General features: G+C 72.8%; 13 protein-coding genes, 2 tRNA genes and 1 pseudogene. 10 read left to right on the top strand and 6 right to left on the bottom strand.

The window, feature by feature from the left end; translation table 11 throughout:
- Positions 1-29 precede the first annotated feature (29 nt).
- Positions 30-101: transfer RNA gene (locus tag OHA89_RS29540), tRNA-Val, on the top strand.
- 75 nt (positions 102-176) lie between these two features.
- Here OHA89_RS29540 and OHA89_RS29545 read toward each other — a convergent pair.
- Positions 177-2,496: pseudogene (locus tag OHA89_RS29545) on the bottom strand (SCO7613 C-terminal domain-containing membrane protein).
- A 123-nt stretch (positions 2,497-2,619) separates the two neighbouring features.
- Here OHA89_RS29545 and OHA89_RS29550 point away from each other — a divergent pair.
- Positions 2,620-3,153, top strand: a complete 534-nt coding sequence (locus tag OHA89_RS29550; protein WP_266610746.1) for an SRPBCC family protein — start codon at positions 2,620-2,622, stop codon at positions 3,151-3,153.
- Between the two features lie 38 nt (positions 3,154-3,191).
- Positions 3,192-3,263 (top strand) — tRNA-Val (locus OHA89_RS29555).
- 109 nt (positions 3,264-3,372) lie between these two features.
- Here the strand turns inward: OHA89_RS29555 and OHA89_RS29560 are convergent.
- On the bottom strand, positions 3,373-4,098 hold the full coding sequence (locus tag OHA89_RS29560; RefSeq protein ID WP_266610748.1) for a 3'-5' exonuclease: 726 nt from the start codon (positions 4,096-4,098) through the stop codon (positions 3,373-3,375).
- 210 nt (positions 4,099-4,308) lie between these two features.
- On the opposite strand from OHA89_RS29560, the gene OHA89_RS29565 reads away from it, so the two are divergent.
- Positions 4,309-4,911: a DUF4365 domain-containing protein gene (locus tag OHA89_RS29565; protein WP_215144387.1), complete on the top strand. Its 603-nt coding sequence runs from the start codon at positions 4,309-4,311 to the stop codon at positions 4,909-4,911.
- On the top strand, positions 4,911-6,131 hold the full coding sequence (locus tag OHA89_RS29570; RefSeq protein ID WP_266610750.1) for a hypothetical protein: 1,221 nt from the start codon (positions 4,911-4,913) through the stop codon (positions 6,129-6,131). Before OHA89_RS29565 ends, OHA89_RS29570 begins: the two co-directional genes overlap by 1 nt.
- Here OHA89_RS29570 and OHA89_RS29575 read toward each other — a convergent pair.
- A complete protein-coding gene (locus tag OHA89_RS29575; protein WP_406367472.1) occupies positions 6,128-6,616 on the bottom strand; it encodes a GNAT family N-acetyltransferase in 489 nt (162 codons plus the stop codon). The two genes, OHA89_RS29570 and OHA89_RS29575, sit on opposite strands and share 4 nt — an antisense overlap.
- 180 nt (positions 6,617-6,796) lie before the next feature.
- On the opposite strand from OHA89_RS29575, the gene thrS reads away from it, so the two are divergent.
- Together thrS and OHA89_RS29585 are read left to right on the top strand one after the other, a co-directional pair.
- Positions 6,797-8,773, top strand: coding sequence for a threonine--tRNA ligase (gene thrS / locus OHA89_RS29580; RefSeq protein ID WP_257557155.1), 1,977 nt, complete (start codon positions 6,797-6,799; stop codon positions 8,771-8,773).
- An 83-nt stretch (positions 8,774-8,856) separates the two neighbouring features.
- Complete coding sequence (locus OHA89_RS29585; protein WP_215144382.1) at positions 8,857-9,417, top strand: HIT domain-containing protein; 561 nt, start codon at positions 8,857-8,859, stop codon at positions 9,415-9,417.
- 6 nt (positions 9,418-9,423) lie between these two features.
- Here OHA89_RS29585 and OHA89_RS29590 read toward each other — a convergent pair whose 3' ends face one another.
- The 3 genes from OHA89_RS29590 to OHA89_RS29600 all read right to left on the bottom strand — a co-directional run bounded on the left by OHA89_RS29590 (position 9,424) and on the right by OHA89_RS29600 (position 13,909).
- Positions 9,424-9,825 (bottom strand): DUF1992 domain-containing protein, encoded by a 402-nt coding sequence (locus OHA89_RS29590; protein ID WP_406367475.1) that lies wholly within the window; start codon positions 9,823-9,825, stop codon positions 9,424-9,426.
- Between the two features lie 78 nt (positions 9,826-9,903).
- A complete protein-coding gene (locus OHA89_RS29595) occupies positions 9,904-11,571 on the bottom strand; it encodes a hypothetical protein (RefSeq protein ID WP_406367477.1) in 1,668 nt (555 codons plus the stop codon).
- Positions 11,572-11,713: 142 nt separating this feature from the next.
- Positions 11,714-13,909 (bottom strand): elongation factor G-like protein EF-G2, encoded by a 2,196-nt coding sequence (locus OHA89_RS29600; RefSeq protein ID WP_266610759.1) that lies wholly within the window; start codon positions 13,907-13,909, stop codon positions 11,714-11,716.
- 348 nt (positions 13,910-14,257) lie between these two features.
- Between OHA89_RS29600 and pgsA the strand changes: the two genes are divergently transcribed.
- From pgsA to OHA89_RS29615, 3 genes are read left to right on the top strand one after another with little or no spacing between them, the layout of a single operon-like run.
- On the top strand, positions 14,258-14,923 hold the full coding sequence (gene pgsA / locus OHA89_RS29605) for a phosphatidylinositol phosphate synthase (RefSeq protein WP_266610761.1): 666 nt from the start codon (positions 14,258-14,260) through the stop codon (positions 14,921-14,923).
- Positions 14,923-15,825, top strand: coding sequence for a phosphatidylinositol mannoside acyltransferase (locus OHA89_RS29610; RefSeq protein WP_266610762.1), 903 nt, complete (start codon positions 14,923-14,925; stop codon positions 15,823-15,825). Before pgsA ends, OHA89_RS29610 begins: the two co-directional genes overlap by 1 nt.
- Complete coding sequence (locus OHA89_RS29615; RefSeq protein WP_257557167.1) at positions 15,825-16,994, top strand: glycosyltransferase family 4 protein; 1,170 nt, start codon at positions 15,825-15,827, stop codon at positions 16,992-16,994. The genes OHA89_RS29610 and OHA89_RS29615 overlap by 1 nt, the downstream gene beginning before the upstream one ends.
- Positions 16,995-17,015: the final 21 nt, after the last annotated feature.

Here is a 17,015-nt window from a genome sequence, read left to right on the forward strand (position 1 = left end):
TGACATGCGGTAATGTTTGCGGTGCGTCCGGGCGATTAGCTCAGTGGGAGAGCACTTCGTTCACACCGAAGGGGTCACTGGTTCGAACCCAGTATCGCCCACCCGGACCAGAGGCCCGGAGACTTTCACCGTCTCCGGGCCTCTGGCGTTTCCGCGGCCTCACCGGGTCACGCGGGTCACCCGAGCCGCCCGATCGCGTCCTTCAGGCGGCGGGCGTCGCGCAGCCGCTTCTCGTACGTCGCGCCCACCACCAGCAGCAGCAGGCCCGCCAGGGCCGGCGCCACCCAGCGCGGGAGCGCCCCCGCGATCTGCACCACGTACGGAGCCAGCTCGTGCAGCGCCACCGCCGCCAGCACGGCGCCGCCCAGCAGCAGCGGGGCCTGGAGCCGCCGGTGGGCGCCAGCCAGGGTCACCGCAAGCGCGGCCAGCCCCAGCAGCAGCGGGCGCAGCCAGCTCGCCGTCCCGGCCGGGGAACCGCCCAGGACGGTCAGCAGGCTCGGCAGCAGGGTCGCGGCCAGCCCCGGGCCGTACGCCGTCCAGGAGGACGCCACAGGGTCCTTGCGGCGTCGCAGGAAGCCCAGTACGAGGGCGGGCACCGTCACCGGCAGCGTGTACGCCTCCGGCGCCGTGACCCCGGCCTCCGCCAGCCGGACCCAGCTCGAGGCAATGAACAGCGCCCCCGCCGCCCAGCCCAGCGCCCGCCGGTCCGCCCGCACCGCGGCGCCCGAGCAGATCACCCCGGCCAGGGCGAGAACCAGCGCCAGGGTTCCGGCGCGGCCCGCCGACAGGGCGACCGCCGGCACACCGGCGGCACCCGCCGCGATCTCCGCCGGCACGCGCACCGCGCCGAGCCGCGGCCCGAGCGCGGCCACCGCCGCCGGGACGACGAGCACCGGGAGCGCCCACCAGACCACCGCCAGGTCCGTCACGGCGGCCGCCGCAACCAGCAGGCCCGTGGCGTACCCGACGGCGCAGACGGCCGCCCCGGCCCGGACCGGGCGCGGAGCGGGCCCGTACGCCGCCCCTGCCGCGCAGCCGGCGCCCAGCAGCCCCCACACCGCGAAGGTGGCCGCCCGGCCGTCCAGCGCGCCCAGGGACACGTTCGCGGCCCCCAGCAGCGCGCACGCGGCGGCCGCGATCCCGGTTCCGCGCGCCGGGGAGCGCAGGGCGAGCACGCCCGCGGCCCCGTCACCGCCGCCTGGGCGGCGAACACCGCCGCCACCGGGAGCCCGAGCAGTTCCGGAGCCGTGAACAGCCCCGCCCAGGCCAGGACCACCGCCACCGTCCCCGGCTCCGGCCGCGGCGACACCCGCGACAGCCACCAGCCCGCGCCCGCCGCGATCAGCAGCGTCACCGGGACCGCCGCCCCCGGCCAGAACACCTCCCGGGCCGGGGTCGTCGCCGCCCACACCTCGTCCAGCACCCCGACCCGCGCCGGCAGGGTCGCAGCCGCCGCCGAGCCGGCCGCCGCCGCGGCCAGGACGGCCACCATCGCCCCGGACCCGGCCAGCCCGCGCCGTACCGCCGCCGGGACCCCCTGGATCCGTAGGACCGCCAGCAGCGGGAGCGCCACCAGCAGGTGCGCCGCCACCGCCCAGGCAGGAGCGAGCTCCGGGCGCGCCACACCGCCCAGCGCGACCACCGCCGCCAGACCGCCCGCCGGCGCTGCGAGCCAGGCGCGCGGCTCCCGCCACGCCGCCGCCGTACCCAGGGCCGCGCCCGCCAGCAGGAGTCCCGCCGGGGCCAGCGCCTCGGTCGCCGAGGCCGCCGACCAGGACTCGGCCGCGCCGATCAGCAGCGCCCCCGCCCCCAGCACCGCCGCCGGGACGGCCGCCGCCCGGACCCGCAGCGCGAGGGCCGCGTCGAGCGCGGCCGTCGCCAGCAGGGCCCAGCCGATCTCCAGGGTCCCGCCTGCGCGGCCAGCGCCGCCAGCGGCAGCGGGAACTGCGCCGCCAGCACCGCCGCCGCCGACGGGATCCGCAGCGTGCGCAGGGCCAGGCCGTACCCGGCCCACACCGCGGCCAGCACCGCCGCCGCCCCGGCCGCGTACGCCGTGCCGTCCGTGCCCGGCAGGCCGACCGCGTACAGCGCGTACGCGTCCAGCACCGTCAGCAGCAGCCCCACCGCCGCCACCGACTCCGCCGTCGAGGCCAGCCCGCGGCGCAGCAGCGGCACGGGCGCGGCCAGCGCGGCCGCCGTCACCGCGGCCAGCACCGCCGAACGCCCGGCGATCCCGAGGGACCCCCAGCTGAGCAGCGTGAAGGCCAGCGCGGCCACGGCCAGGAGCACCGCGCCCAGGACGAGCAGTACGTTCTGCGCGCTCGGGGCCGAGGCCTCCTTGGGGTGAGCGGGCGCCTGAGGGGCCCAGACGGGAGGCGTCGGCAGCCGCAGCAGCCAGTCCCGGCGGCCCAGCAAGTACAGGCGCCGGGCATCGAGTTGAGCCAGCTCACGGTCGATGAGCGCCAGCTCTTCGGCCGGCGGCAGGGGGGTGTTCATGGTTCGGAGTGTGGCGCCCGTCACGGGTTCAGGACATGGGTGTGCGTACTCAGATCCGCCCTGAGTACGCACGGTCCGGCGGAAGCGGGCGTACCGGGGACCGCGCCGGGCCAGACTGGATCCATGGACCGCAGCCGCCCGGACGACCGGGACCGCCGGGACCGCCGGGATCGCCCGGACCGCTGGGATCGCTTGAGCCGCTACCGGTTCCGCAGCGTGTGGGACCTCGACGCCCCGCCCGCACGCGTCTACGCCGTACTGGAACAGCCGGGGGAGTACCCGCACTGGTGGCCCCAGATCCGCCGGGTCGAACCGGTCGACGACCGCACCGGCACCGTGACCGTCCGCTCGGTCCTGCCGTACGCGCTCCGCGTGACCGCCGGCGAACTGCTGCGCGACCCCGTCAGCGGGGTCCTGGAGGTGTCCCTGCACGGCGACCTCGAAGGCTGGGCGCGGTGGACCATACGGCCGCGCGCCGGAACCGGCACGGCGCGCACCCGCGCGCTGTACGAGCAGGAGGTCGAGGTGCGCCGGCCCCTGATGCGGCGCCTCGCGCTGCCCGGGCGGCCGGTGTTCCGGCTCAACCACGCCCTGATGATGAGGGCCGGGCGGCGCGGTCTCGCGGCCCGGCTGGCCGCTCCGCCGGAAGCGGTTTGAACCAGCCCCAAGGCTTCTGTATTGTTCAGTCCGTTCCCGGGCGATTAGCTCAGCGGGAGAGCACTTCGTTCACACCGAAGGGGTCACTGGTTCGATCCCAGTATCGCCCACCGGGACAGGCCGGTCCGTCATCTGACGGACCGGCCTTCCGCATGTCCGGCACGTACGCGGTGCGTTCTCGTGCTGTGACCCGGTGAACCTTTCCGGTCACAGCACTAGCTAGGCCGCCGTCGACAGGCCCGGCCGCAGCGGCCAGTGCGGATCCACCGGCTCCGGCGTCCCCTGCCGCGCGAACCACGCCTGCAGCCCCCGCGCCTGCGCCGCGTGCCACACCGCCTGCAGCGCGTGCAGTTCGGCCGGCGACAGCCGCTCCAGCCGGGCCGCGAACCGGCGCCCCACCGCCCGTACGAGCTCCAGCGAGGCCAGCGCGTCCGCCGCCGCGTCGTGCGCGCCCTCCAGCTCTATCCCGTAGTGCGCGCACAGGTCCGTCAAGGTCCGGCGGCCCTTGCGGTAGCGGTCCAGATGCTTGTCCAGCACCCGCGGATCCAGCACCGTCAGCGGCCGGTTGTCCAGATACCGCGTCAGCGAAGACGCCCGGTGCCGGCGCAACTCCCGGTCCAGCAGCGTCAGATCGAACGGCGCGTTCATCACCACCACCGGCCGGCCCGCCACCTGCTGCTCCCCGAGCGCGCGGGCTATCTCCTCCACCACCGGCGCGGGCCACCGCCCGTGGCGCTGGAGGTGCTCGTCGGTCAGGCCGTGCACTTCCGTGGCACCCGGGGGCACCGGGATGCCGGGATTGACCAGCCAGCGCGTGGTGCGCACCCGCCCGCCCGCGCACTCCTGCACGACGAGCGCGGCGGACACGATCCGGTCCTCCTCGACGTCCACCCCGGTCGTCTCCGTGTCGAATGCGGCCAGCGGGCCCTCGTACCAGCGTGTCATGGCGAACTCCTCGTCCCCGATCGGCAGATGGGGCGCACCTGGAACACGCCACCCTTGCCCGCATCGGTGATACCCGGGCTGTTTGCCCCGTACGCCGTTTGCGGGGACCCGGGTGCGGAGACAACATCCATGGGGGGCCGTGCACATGACCGGTCGTCACCCCACCACCCACCACCCACGGCAGAGCCCGGAAGGCATGGGGAGCCGGCCATGGCGCTCGCGCAGCCCGAACAGGGCGGGGTGCTGGCGGGGCAGATCGATCCGCGCACCGGTACGCCGGGCGAGGCGCGGAGCGGACCGCTGCGCGGCACACTCGCCACCACCGCCTGCATGGAGACCCTTCAGGTGGGATACCTGCACGCCGTCGCCGCCGCGGCCGGCTGCTCGCTGTCCCAGCCCTTTCCGGACAACGGCATCGACTGGCACGTCAGCCACGGCGCCCCCGAGCACGTCGTCGACGACGAGGTCACCATCAAGGTGCAGTTGAAGGCGACCTACCAGATACCGCCGCGGCCGGCCGGGCCCACCTTCGGCTTCACCCTGGACAACGAGCACCTGGTGAAACTGGCCCGCACCCCGGTCGCCGTCCACAAGATCCTCGTCGTGATGCTCGTCCCGCGGGAGCGCGACCAGTGGCTCGCCGCCGGACACGACCGGCTCGACCTGCGGCACTGCTGCTACTGGACCAACCTCGCCGGACACCCCGTGACCGGCCGGCGCCGGACCACCGTACGGATCCCGACCACGCGGATCTTCGACGACCGTGCGCTGTGCGAGATCATGACCCGGGTCGGGTCGGGAGGGACACCCTGATGAACTGGCACGCATCGCACCTCGAACCACTGTCGTCCCCGGAGTTCGCCTCCGGCGCGCCCGACCCCGCGCACGTCGACCCGGCGGTGCTGGGCGCGCTGCTGCACCGGCACGGCTGGCTGCGGCGCGGCGGGGCCGCCGGGCGCTACGGGCGCTGGACCCCGCCCGCCGCCCACGCGTCGGGCAGCGGGGGCACCAGCCTGCTCGTCCCCGAGAGCCGCACCTTCCCCGACTGCGCGGACCTGCTGGAGGAGGCGCTGACCGCGCTCTCGCGCAGCGCCCTGCCGTCGGCGCGGGAGGTGCTGTACGGGCTGAGCGTGCCGAGCGACGAGGTCCGCTGGGAGCGGGAGATCCCCGAAGGGGCGTACGGGCTCCGGGGCGAGGCCGACTGGACGGTGCAGGAACAGCTGCGCTCGGCGGCCCGCCGGCTGCTGCTGGCCGGGGCCCTGGCCGACCGGGCGAGGGCCGGGTACTACGGAGCCCGGCACCGGGCGCAGGCCGAACGGGCCCTGGAGGGGGTCCTGGTGGGGCCGGCCCCGGGCGGGCGGCGGCTCGCCGCGTACGTGCCCGTGGACGGCGGGCGGGGGACCGTGACGCGGCTGCACCACGCGCTGCACGCGGCCCGCGAGGCGGTGGACTACCGGCGGGCTACGGGCGGCATGGAGGCCTTCGACGCGGCCGTCCGGGCCGGGGTCAGCCGGGAGCTGGCCGATGCGCTGATCGCACTGGTCCGTGGCTCCGAGGGGGCCCGGATCGCGCTGGCCTGGGCGCCGGCGGCGGGGGTCCCGGCTGGGTGCGCGGCCCGGCCGGAGCCGGTGGAGTTCTCGCCCGGCGACCTGCCGGTGCTCCGCGAGGCGGCCGCCCGCTACACCCGGACCGAGCCGGCCGTCCCGGTCCGGATCGCGGGCGCGGTGGTGCGGATGCGGCGCTCGGCCGCGGGCGGCGGGGGCACGGTCCGGCTGCGGGTCCTGGCGGGGGCGGAGATCCCGTACGTCCGGGTCGCGCTGGACGAGGAGGCGTACCGGGTGGCGGGCCACGCGCACCTGGTGGGCCTGCCGGTCCGGGTCAGCGGGCGCTTGCAGCGGCGGGGCGGTTTCCGCCGGCTCGCCGACGTCACGGACGTGACCCCGGTGCCGCTGGACGAGGTCGAGCGGGACCGGCTGATGAAGTCGATGGACGCGGCGTTCGATCCCGAGGACGTACTGCCGTCCGACGACTAGGACGGGTCCTGGGGGCGGGTGCGGAACGAGGCCATGGTCAGGCCGGGGGTCGGGGAGAAGTCCGGGCCCCGGGTGAAGCCCAGGCGTTCGTACAGGGTCACGGCGGGGGCGTTGGCCGCGCCCGTCGTGACCTCGACGGCGCGGCCCGGGAAGACCTCGGCCAGGGCGTGGCGCAGCAGCAGTGAGGCGATGCCCCGGCGGAACCAGGCGGGCTCCACGCAGAGCCGGTCCATGCAGACGCCGCCGTCGGCCTCGTCCTCCCAGGCGAGGAAACCGGCGAGCTCCCCGCCCTCGGAGACGGCGCCGAGCCAGTTCAGCTCCCGCGCCCGCGCCCGCATCTCGGCCAGGCTCTCGCGCAGCGCGGGGATCCCGTCGAAGCCGATCAGCCGCGCCTCCACCGCGTACGCGGCCCGCCCGATCCGGTGCACGGCGGCCGCGGTGGTGTCGTCGGCCAGGTCCAGCGGGCGGATCTGCGGGCTCGGCATACGGATCCCTTCGGGGCGCGGGTCGGGAGGCCCCCAAGGTATCCCGGCGGGTCGGGGGCGGAGCCCGGGCGCTGCCCGGCGGGACACCCACCGATAACCGTTTAGCGGCGCAGCCACTCCGCTCGGTACGATTCAGGCGCGCAGTGTTCGCTCGCGCACCCCCTGAGTCAGGAGAGACCGGTGTCAGACGTCCGTGTGATCATCCAACGCGATTCCGAGCGGGACGAGCGCGTGGTGGCCACGGGCACTACGGCGGCTGAGCTCTTCGCCGGCGAGCGCACCATCGTCGCCGCGCGCGTCGCGGGCGAGCTCAAGGACCTCGCGTACGAGGTGAAGGACGGCGAGACCGTCGAGCCGGTGGAGATCTCCTCCGAGGACGGCCTCAACATCCTGCGCCACTCGACCGCGCACGTCATGGCGCAGGCCGTGCAGGAGCTCTTCCCCGAGGCCAAGCTGGGCATCGGCCCGCCGGTCCAGAACGGCTTCTACTACGACTTCGACGTCGCCAGGCCCTTCACCCCCGATGACCTCAAGGCCATCGAGAAGAAGATGCAGGAGATCCAGAAGCGCGGGCAGAAGTTCGCCCGTCGCGTGGTCACCGACGAGGCGGCCCGCGAGGAGCTCGCGGACGAGCCGTACAAGCTCGAGCTGATCGGCATCAAGGGCTCCGCGTCCACCGACGACGGCGCGAACGTCGAGGTGGGCGGCGGCGAGCTGACCATCTACGACAACCTGGACGCCAAGACCGGGGACCTGTGCTGGAAGGACCTCTGCCGCGGTCCCCACCTGCCCACCACCCGCAACATCCCGGCCTTCAAGCTCATGCGCAACGCCGCCGCCTACTGGCGCGGCAGCGAGAAGAACCCGATGCTCCAGCGCATCTACGGCACCGCGTGGCCGTCGAAGGAGGAGCTGAAGGCCCACCTCGACTTCCTCGCCGAGGCCGAGAAGCGCGACCACCGCAAGCTCGGCAACGAGCTGGACCTCTTCTCCATCCCGGACGAGATCGGCTCCGGCCTGGCCGTCTTCCACCCGCGCGGCGGCATCATCCGCCGGACCATGGAGGACTACTCGCGCCGCCGGCACGAGGAAGAGGGCTACGAGTTCGTCTACTCCCCGCACGCCACCAAGGGCGCGCTCTTCGAGAAGAGCGGGCACCTGGACTGGTACGCGGAGGGCATGTACCCCCCCATGCAGCTCGACGGTGGTACCGACTACTACCTCAAGCCCATGAACTGCCCGATGCACAACCTGATCTTCGACGCGCGCGGCCGCTCCTACCGCGAACTGCCGCTGCGCCTCTTCGAGTTCGGCACCGTGTACCGGTACGAGAAGTCGGGCGTCGTGCACGGCCTGACCCGTGCCCGGGGCTTCACCCAGGACGACGCGCACATCTACTGCACCCGTGAGCAGATGGCGGAGGAGCTCGACCGCACGCTCACGTTCGTGCTGAACCTGCTGCGCGACTACGGTCTGACCGACTTCTACCTGGAGCTGTCCACCAAGGACCCGGAGAAGTTCGTCGGCTCGGACGAGGTCTGGGAGGAGGCGACCGCCGTCCTCCAGCAGGTCGCCGAGAAGCAGGGCCTCCCGCTGACCCCCGACCCGGGCGGCGCGGCCTTCTACGGCCCGAAGATCTCCGTGCAGGCGCGGGACGCCATCGGCCGTACCTGGCAGATGTCGACCGTCCAGCTGGACTTCAACCTGCCGGAGCGGTTCAACCTCGAGTACACCGCCCCGGACGGCTCGCGACAGCGGCCGGTCATGATCCACCGTGCGCTGTTCGGCTCGATCGAGCGGTTCTTCGCCGTGCTGCTGGAGCACTACGCGGGCGCCATGCCGCCGTGGCTGGCCCCCGTCCAGGCGGTCGGCATCCCGATCGGCGACGGGCACGTCGAGTACCTGCAGGAGTTCGCCGCGGCGGCGAAGAAGCAGGGCCTGCGGGTCGAGGTGGACGCCTCCTCCGACCGGATGCAGAAGAAGATCCGCAACCACCAGAAGCTCAAGGTCCCGTTCATGATCATCGTCGGTGACGAGGACATGGCCGCGGGCACCGTCTCCTTCCGCTACCGCGACGGTTCGCAGGAGAACGGCATCCCCAAGGACGAGGCGCTGGCCAAGCTGGCCAAGGTCGTCGCGGACCGCGTCCAGGTCTGATCCGCACGTTGCCCCGTACGAGGAAGGCCCCCGGAAAGTGATCACTTTCCGGGGGCCTTCCTCGTACGCGCAGGCAAGGTCATATGCTTGCCGCCATGACGACTGAGCCGGAGCAGCAGATCGGTGTGGGCACGCAGGACGCGTTCCAGCGTCTGTGGACGCCCCACCGGATGGCCTACATCCAGGGGGAGAACAAGCCGACCGGCCCGGAGGCCGGGGACGGCTGTCCCTTCTGCGGGATTCCGGAGATGTCCGACGTGGACGGCCTGATCGTCGCCCGCGGCAAGCACGTCTACGCGGTGCTGAACCTCTACCCGTACAACGGCGGCCACCTGATGGTCGTCCCGTACCGGCACGTCGCCGACTACACCGAGCTCGACGCCCCCGAGACGGCCGAGCTGGCCGACCTCACCAAGCGGGCCATGATCGCGCTGCGCAAGGCCTCCGGAGCGCACGGTTTCAACATCGGCATGAACCAGGGCGCGGCCGCCGGGGCCGGCATCGCCGCGCACCTGCACCAGCACATCGTGCCCCGCTGGGGCGGGGACACGAACTTCATGCCGGTCGTCGGTCACACCAAGGTGCTGCCCCAACTCCTCGCGGACACCCGCCAGATGCTCGCCGATTCCTGGCCCACGGGCTGACCTGCGCTACGCGGCGCGTGCCTCGCGCCAGGTGCGCAGCACGTCCTCGACGTCGAACTCCGTGAGGTTCAGCGGCGGGCCCTGCGGCGGCATGCGCAGGGCCGCGCGGATCTTCTCGTTGATCTCCGTGAGGATGTCCCGCACCTGGCGTTCGGAACGGGCCGCGAGGGCCGCCTCCCTCGCGTCCTCGGCCTCCTTGCGCAGCGCGAGCGACGGAGGCAGGGCGGAGAATCCCTCGCGGTGCAGCTTCCCCTTGATCCACCACAGCTCGTCGTAGGGGGCGTCCAGGGAGGCCAGCGGCTTGCCCCAGCCCGGCAGGCTCTCGAACTCGCCGCGGTCGGCGGCCTCCCTGATCTGCCGGTCCACCCAGGACTCGATGTCGAAACCAGGCGGTTTGCGCTCGGTCATGGTCGCCAGCTCCTCCGGATCCGGGATCGGCTCGGACTCGCCTTCAGCCTACCCACGCGTCCTGCCCACGCCTCCTGCCTACGCGTCGTACACGTCCGCCTTGCGCGGTGCCGGCTCCTGGATCAGACCGCTCATGATCGAGGAACGGTTGGTGAAGCGGTCGGTGTCGACGCCGTTCTCCTCCAGGACCTTGAAGGTCGCGGCGTGGACGGACCGCAGGACCGGGGCCACCGTGCGCAGGGCGTCATCGGCCATGAACCGGTGGCGCCACATCGAGCTCGCCCACACGTGACGCAGGCCGAAGGGCTCGGGCAGGACCAGCTTGCCGCCGAAGAAGTCGAGGACCGGCGGGTACCAGGTGAGCGGGGCCCGCACGGCCAGCCGTACGACCTCCTGCGCGTCCACCAGCGGCAGCGGCCGCTCCACGGTCTCCCAGAAGCGGATGCTCTTGGGCACCTCCACCACCGGGGCCTTGGACTTCGTCGTGAACAGGCCGTGTACGGGGCCCAGGGCGTGCGCGGTGACGTCCACCCGCAGCGTCTTGTAGAGCACGGTGACGGTCACCAGCATGGTGATGACCAACTGGCCGTCCCACAGCGGGTACTGGATGCCCAGGTAGTGCCGGTTGCCGGCGCTGAACTGCTGCTCGTTGCAGATCCGGGTGATCTCGTGCGGCTTGATGAGGAAGGTGTCGACGTTCTCACCGGTCGGGCGGGCCACCTCCCCGGCTCCCTCGCCGATCGGGGTGACGATCCAGTGCTGTATGGCGGCGGGCGGGAAGCCGCCGGTGTGCAGGGGCCCGCGCTCCAGCTTGCGGAGCTGGGTGTCGATCGCGCGTATGACGTCCCAGCTGCGGAAGGGGTGGATCTCGGCGACCTCGGCCTTGGGGGTGAGCTCCTCGGCCATCTGCCAGCTGCCCCAGCGGGTGCCCATGCCGAGGATGCCCTTGGGGCCCGCGTAGAAGACGTGGTTGCTACGGTCCTCCGCGGTCAGTTTGGCCAGCTGGTGGCGCAGGTCCTCGCGGGCCTTCTCGTCGGGATTGCCCGGCACCGCCTCCGGGATCTTGGCGCCGATCCCGTCACCGTCCAGCAGCCCGTCCCAGCGGGAGCGCAGGTCGCGGGCGGTGGACTCGCAGAGTCGGCGGGCGAGCAGCCAGCCCAGGGCCGGGGCGATGATCATGCCGCGCAGGTAGAGGCCGAAGAAGCCGGTGAAAGGCAGCCTGAACATCAGGACGGCCACCACGATGCCGACGCCGACCAGGAGCGCGGTGCCCACCCAGGACGCGCGCTTGCCCTCGCCGGAGGCCAGGCTCTTGCGGAGCTGGAACAGGCCCAGCCACAGCAGCAGACCCGGCAGGAACATCACACCGCAGAACAGCATGATCAGGCGGAGCTTCTGGTCGCGCTCCTTGCGGATGCGGGAGGCGGCCAGGCAGTGCTCGACGACGGTCTGCGGGTCGGCTCCGAATGACTGGATCAGCGGCTTGCGGCCGGAGGCCAGCGTGCGGGCCTCGACGGCCCGGCAGAAGGCCTCGCCGAGGTTGGGCTCGAAGAGGGAGATCTTCGGGGGCTTGACGGTGGCGGGGTGGTTCTCGCTGTTGGCCCCGAGTATGAGGGCCAGCCCGCTGTCCTTCGCGCCGTCCCGGTACGCGGCGGAGGCCAGCGCGTTGGTCGCCGCCGTCTGCCCCCCGCCGCCCTGGAGCGGAATCTGTGCCCCGGGCCTGAAGTCGAATCCGTCGTCCGCCACCGCTGCCCCCCATCGCTGTGCGTTCGTGCTCTTTGGTGCGCCGATGAGCCTATCGGGCGATCTCACCCCATGGTCATGGGACAGGGAAATGCCGCCCACCGCAAGCAGGTTGGGTGGGCGGCGTCTCCCGACGCTATGTCAATTACGTTCCCTTCTCCGCCTGTTCGCGCACCTTCTCGGCGATCTGAGGTGGCATGGGTTCGTGGCGGGCGTAGTTCCGGGCGAAGCGGCCGGTGCCGTGCGAGACGGAGCGCAGCTCGACGGCGTAGCGGCCGATCTCGATCTCGGGGATCTCGGCGCGGACCCAGGTGCGCCCCGGACCCGCCTGTTCCGTGCCGACGACCCGGCCGCGACGGCCCGCGAGGTCGCTCATGACGGGGCCCACGTACTCGTCGGGGATCAGTACGGAGAGCTCGGCGACGGGTTCGAGGAGGTGGATGCGGGCCTCGGCGGCGGCTTCGCGCAGGGCGAGGGCGCCGGCGGTCTGGAACGCGGCGTCGGAGGAGTCCACCGAGTGCGCCTTGCCGTCGAGGAGGGTGACGCGCACGTCGACCAGCGGGTACCCGGCCGCGACCCCGCGCGCGGCCTGGGTGCGTACGCCCTTCTCCACGGACGGGATGAACTGGCGGGGCACGGAGCCGCCGACGACCTTGTCGACGAACTCGATGCCGCTGCCGGGCGGCAGCGGCTCCACCTCGATCTCGCAGATGGCGAACTGGCCGTGGCCGCCGGACTGTTTGACGTGGCGGCCGCGCCCCGCCGCCTTCGCCCCGAAGGTCTCGCGCAGGCTCACCTTGTGGGGCACGGCGTCGACCTGGACGCCGTAGCGGGTGCGCAGCCGCTCCAGCGCGACGTCCTGGTGGGCCTCGCCGAGGCACCACAGGACGACCTGGTGGGTGTGCGGGTTCTGCTCGAGCCGCATGGTCGGGTCCTCGGCGACGAGGCGGGCCAGGCCCTGGGAGAGCTTGTCCTCGTCGGCCTTGCTGTGGGCCTCGATGGCGAGGGGGAGCAGCGGGTCGGGCATGGCCCAGGGCTCCATGAGGAGCGGGCCGTCCTTGGCGGAGAGGGTGTCGCCGGTCTCGGCGCGGGTGAGCTTGGCCACGCAGGCGAGGTCGCCCGCGATGCACCGGGTGAGGGTGCGCTGCTGTTTGCCGAAGGGGGAGGTGAGCGTGCCGATCCGCTCGTCCACGTCGTGGTCCTCGTGTCCGCGGTCGGCGAGGCCGTGACCGGAGACGTGGACGGTCTCCTCGGGGCGCAGGGTGCCGGAGAAGACGCGTACGAGGGAGACGCGGCCGACGTAGGGGTCGGAGGAGGTCTTGACGACCTCGGCCAGGAGGGGGCCGGCGGGATCGCAGGTGACGGCGGGGCGGGGGGCGCCGTCCGGGGCGGTGACGGCCAGGGCGGGGCGCTCCAGGGGGGTGGGGAACCCGCCGGTGATCAGCTCGAGGAGCTCCACGGTGCCCAGTCCCTGCTTGGCGCCCTCGGCGGCGGGGGCCGCCATCAGGACGGGGTGGAAGGTGCCGCGGGCCACGGCGCGCTCCAGGTCGTCGACGAGGGTCTTGATGTCGATGTCCTCGCCGCCGAGGTACCGGTCCATGAGGCTCTCGTCCTCGCTCTCGGCGATGATCCCCTCGATGAGGCGGGATCGGGCGCCGGAGATGAGGGCGAGCTCGGCGGGGTCCGGATCGCGCTCGGCGCGCTCGCCGGAGGAGTACTCGTAGACGCGCTGGGAGAGCAGGCCGAGGAGGCCGGTCACGGGGGCGTGGCCGTCGGGGCCGGCGGGGCCGTGCAGGGGGAGGTAGAGCGGGATGACGGCGTCGGGGTCGTCGGCGCCGAAGATCTCGCCGCAGATGTTGGCCATCTGGGTGTAGTCGGCGCGGGCGGCCTCCAGGTGGGTGACGACGATGGCGCGCGGCATGCCGACGGCCTCGCACTCGTCCCAGACCATGCGGGTCGCGCCGTCGATGCCGTCGGAGGCCGAGACGACGAAAAGGGCCGCGTCCGCGGCGCGCAGACCGGCCCTGAGCTCTCCGACGAAGTCGGCGTATCCGGGGGTGTCCAAGATGTTGATCTTGATTCCGCCCCATTCGACGGGGACGAGGGACAGCTGGACGGAACGTTGTCGGCGGTGCTCGATCTCGTCGTAGTCGGAGACCGTGGCACCGTCCTCGACCCGGCCGGCCCGGTTGACCGCTCCGGCGGTCAGGGCGAGGGCTTCGACCAGCGTGGTCTTGCCCGATCCGCTGTGGCCGACCAGCACGACGTTCCGTACGGAGGAGGGGCGGTCGGCCGTCAGTGCCCTGCCGGCGGCTCCGGCTTGGTGTGAGGTGGCTCCCATGATTCTCGTGCCTCCCGGTGGTGACGGTGAGGAGGGTGGATTCGTTCGAGGAAGCTGATTCCTTCTAGGAGGGCTGCTTTCCTCGAAGAGGGCTGCATTCTTCTAGGAGGGCTGCATGCTTCGAGGGAAAAAGCGGGGCTATTCGAGCTTTGCACTGGTGTCACACCGCGTCCATACGTCGTACCGGTGGCGTACGGGGAGGGGTGCGCGAGGGGGTCCGTGACGTGAAGCACGTCTTACGCGGCACGAACCGGTGGGTGCGCGGCGTGCGGGGGGCGGCGCGCTGGCTACGATGGGCCAGCCGGTGGCCGTGGTGGCCGTGCGGCCCAGCGACCCTCCGGGAAGGCCATGCTGAACAAGTACGCGCGTGCATTCTTCACGCGTGTTCTCACGCCATTCGCCGCTTTTCTGCTCCGGCGGGGGGTGAGCCCGGACGCGGTCACCCTGATCGGCACGGCCGGAGTGGTGGCGGGAGCGCTGGTCTTCTTCCCCCGGGGAGAGTTCTTCTGGGGCACGATCACCATCACCCTCTTCGTCTTCTCCGACCTGGTGGACGGGAACATGGCCCGCCAGGCCGGCGTCTCCAGCCGGTGGGGGGCCTTCCTCGACTCCACCCTCGACCGGGTGGCGGACGCGGCGATCTTCGGCGGACTCGCGCTCTGGTACGCGGGCTCCGGCAACGACAACGCGCTGTGCGCGGTGACGATCTTCTGCCTGGCCAGCGGCCAGGTGGTCTCCTACACGAAGGCGCGCGGCGAGTCGATCGGGCTGCCGGTGGCCGTCAACGGCCTGATCGAACGTGCCGAGCGGCTGGTGATCTCGCTGGTCGCGGCCGGCCTGTCCGGGCTGCAGACCTTCGGCGTGCCGTCCTGGATCGGGGTGCTGCTGCCGATCGCGCTGTGGATCGTGGCGATCGGCTCGCTGGTCACGCTGATCCAGCGGGTGGTCACCGTACGCCGTGAGTCGGCCGAGGCGGACGCCGCCGCGGCCGCCGCCGAGGGCGGGACTGCCTGATGGGCGCAGCGCAGGACAAGCTGGTCGACGGGCTGTACGGGCTCGGCTGGGCCGGGGTCAAGAAGCTGCCCGAGCCGGCCGCGGTGGCCCTGGGCCGGCGGATCGCGGACTTCGTGTGGAAGCGGCGCGGCAAGAGCGTGCTGCGGCTGGAGTCGAATCTGGCCCGGGTGGTGCCGGACGCGACGCCGGAGCGGCTGCGCGAGCTGTCGCACGCGGGCATGCGCTCGTACATGCGGTACTGGATGGAGTCCTTCCGGTTGCCGGCCATGGACACGAAGCGGTTCAGCACGGACGTCGAGTTCAAGGACGAGCACCTGCTGCGCGAGGCCCTCGACTCCGGGCGCGGAGTGGTCGTGGCCCTGCCGCACCTCGCCAACTGGGACCTCGCCGGGGCCTGGGCCATCGGCCACATGGGGGCGCCGTTCACCACGGTCGCCGAGCGGCTCAAGCCCGAGACCCTCTACGACCGGTTCGTGGCCTACCGGGAGAGCCTGGGCATGGAGGTCCTGCCGCACAGCGGCGGCGCCGCCTTCGGCACGCTCGCCCGCCGCCTGCGCTCCGGCGGCCTGGTCTGCCTGGTCGCGGACCGGGACCTGTCGGCCTCCGGGGTCGAGGTGGACTTCTTCGGCTCGCCGGCGCGCATGCCGGCCGGGCCGGCGCTGCTGGCCCAGCAGACGGGGGCGGTGCTGCTCCCGGCGACCCTGCACTACGGGGACACGCCGAAGATGTACGGCCGGATCCACCCCGAGGTGGAGGTTCCCAAGGCGGGGACCCGGATCGAGAAGACCGCGGCCATGACGCAGGCCCTGGCGGACGCCTTCGCGTGGGGCATCGCCGAGCACCCGGAGGACTGGCACATGCTTCAGCGGCTGTGGCTCGACGACCTGGAGGAGCGCCCGTAGTGAAGATCGGCATCGTGTGCCCGTACTCGTGGGACGTGCCGGGCGGCGTCCAGTTCCACATCCGGGACCTGGCCGAGCACCTGATCCGCCTCGGCCACGACGTGTCGGTCCTGGCCCCGGCGGACGACGAGACCCCGCTGCCCCCGTACGTGATCTCGGCGGGCCGCGCCGTGCCGGTGCCCTACAACGGCTCCGTCGCCCGCCTGAACTTCGGCTTCCTCTCCGCCGCGCGGGTGCGGCGCTGGCTGCACGACGGCACCTTCGACGTGATCCACATCCACGAGCCGGCCTCGCCCTCGCTGGGACTGCTGTCCTGCTGGGCGGCGCAGGGCCCGATCGTGGCGACCTTCCACACCTCGAACCCGCGCTCGCGGGCGATGATCGCGGCGTACCCGATCCTCCAGCCGGCCCTGGAGAAGATCAGCGCCCGGATCGCGGTGAGCGAGTACGCCCGGCGCACGCTGGTCGAGCACCTCGGCGGGGACGCGGTGGTGATCCCTAACGGTGTCGACGTGGACTTCTTCGCCTCCGCGGAACCCAATCCCTCCTGGTCCGGCCAGACGCTGGGCTTCATCGGCCGCATCGACGAGCCGCGCAAGGGCCTGCCCGTGCTGATGGCGGCCTTCCCGAAGATCGTGGCGGCCTGCCCGGACGTACGGCTGCTCGTCGCCGGCCGCGGTGACGAGGAGGAGGCGGTGGCCTCCCTCCCGGCAGACCTCCGCTCCCGCGTCGAATTCCTCGGCATGGTCTCGGACGAGGACAAGGCCCGGCTGCTGCGCAGCGTCGACGTGTACGTCGCCCCGAACACCGGCGGCGAGAGCTTCGGCATCATCCTGGTCGAGGCCCTGTCGGCGGGCGCGGCGGTCCTGGCGTCCGACCTGGACGCCTTCGCGCAGGTCCTGGACCAGGGCGGCGCGGGCGACCTCTTCACGAACGAGAACGCCGACGCCCTCGCGACCGGCGCGATCGCCCTCCTGCGCGACCCGGCCCGCCGCGCGGAACTCAGCGCCCGCGGCTCGGCGCACGTCCGCCGCTTCGACTGGTCCACGGTCGGCGCGGACATCCTCGCGGTCTACGAAACGGTCACGGACGGCGCGGCGGCGGTCGCCACGGACGAACGCATCCCCCTCCGCACCCGCCTGGGCTTCTCGCGGGACTCGTCCGCCTGAGGGGCCGGTAAAGTCGCGGCC

The organism is Streptomyces sp. NBC_01546 (assembly GCF_045208355.1).
In the GTDB taxonomy this organism is placed as follows: domain Bacteria; phylum Actinomycetota; class Actinomycetes; order Streptomycetales; family Streptomycetaceae; genus Streptomyces.

Excerpts from the sequence above, each read along its gene's own strand:
- OHA89_RS29550 (WP_266610746.1), top strand. The coding sequence starts at position 2,620 with ATGGACCGCAGCCGCCCGGACGACCGGGACCGCCGGGACCGCCGGGAT.
- OHA89_RS29560 (WP_266610748.1), bottom strand. The coding sequence starts at position 4,098 with ATGACACGCTGGTACGAGGGCCCGCTGGCCGCATTCGACACGGAGACG.
- OHA89_RS29565 (WP_215144387.1), top strand. The coding sequence starts at position 4,309 with ATGGCGCTCGCGCAGCCCGAACAGGGCGGGGTGCTGGCGGGGCAGATC.
- OHA89_RS29570 (WP_266610750.1), top strand. The coding sequence starts at position 4,911 with ATGAACTGGCACGCATCGCACCTCGAACCACTGTCGTCCCCGGAGTTC.
- OHA89_RS29575 (WP_406367472.1), bottom strand. The coding sequence starts at position 6,616 with ATGCCGAGCCCGCAGATCCGCCCGCTGGACCTGGCCGACGACACCACC.
- OHA89_RS29585 (WP_215144382.1), top strand. The coding sequence starts at position 8,857 with ATGCTTGCCGCCATGACGACTGAGCCGGAGCAGCAGATCGGTGTGGGC.
- OHA89_RS29590 (WP_406367475.1), bottom strand. The coding sequence starts at position 9,825 with ATGACCGAGCGCAAACCGCCTGGTTTCGACATCGAGTCCTGGGTGGAC.
- OHA89_RS29600 (WP_266610759.1), bottom strand. The coding sequence starts at position 13,909 with ATGGGAGCCACCTCACACCAAGCCGGAGCCGCCGGCAGGGCACTGACG.
- pgsA (WP_266610761.1), top strand. The coding sequence starts at position 14,258 with ATGCTGAACAAGTACGCGCGTGCATTCTTCACGCGTGTTCTCACGCCA.
- OHA89_RS29610 (WP_266610762.1), top strand. The coding sequence starts at position 14,923 with ATGGGCGCAGCGCAGGACAAGCTGGTCGACGGGCTGTACGGGCTCGGC.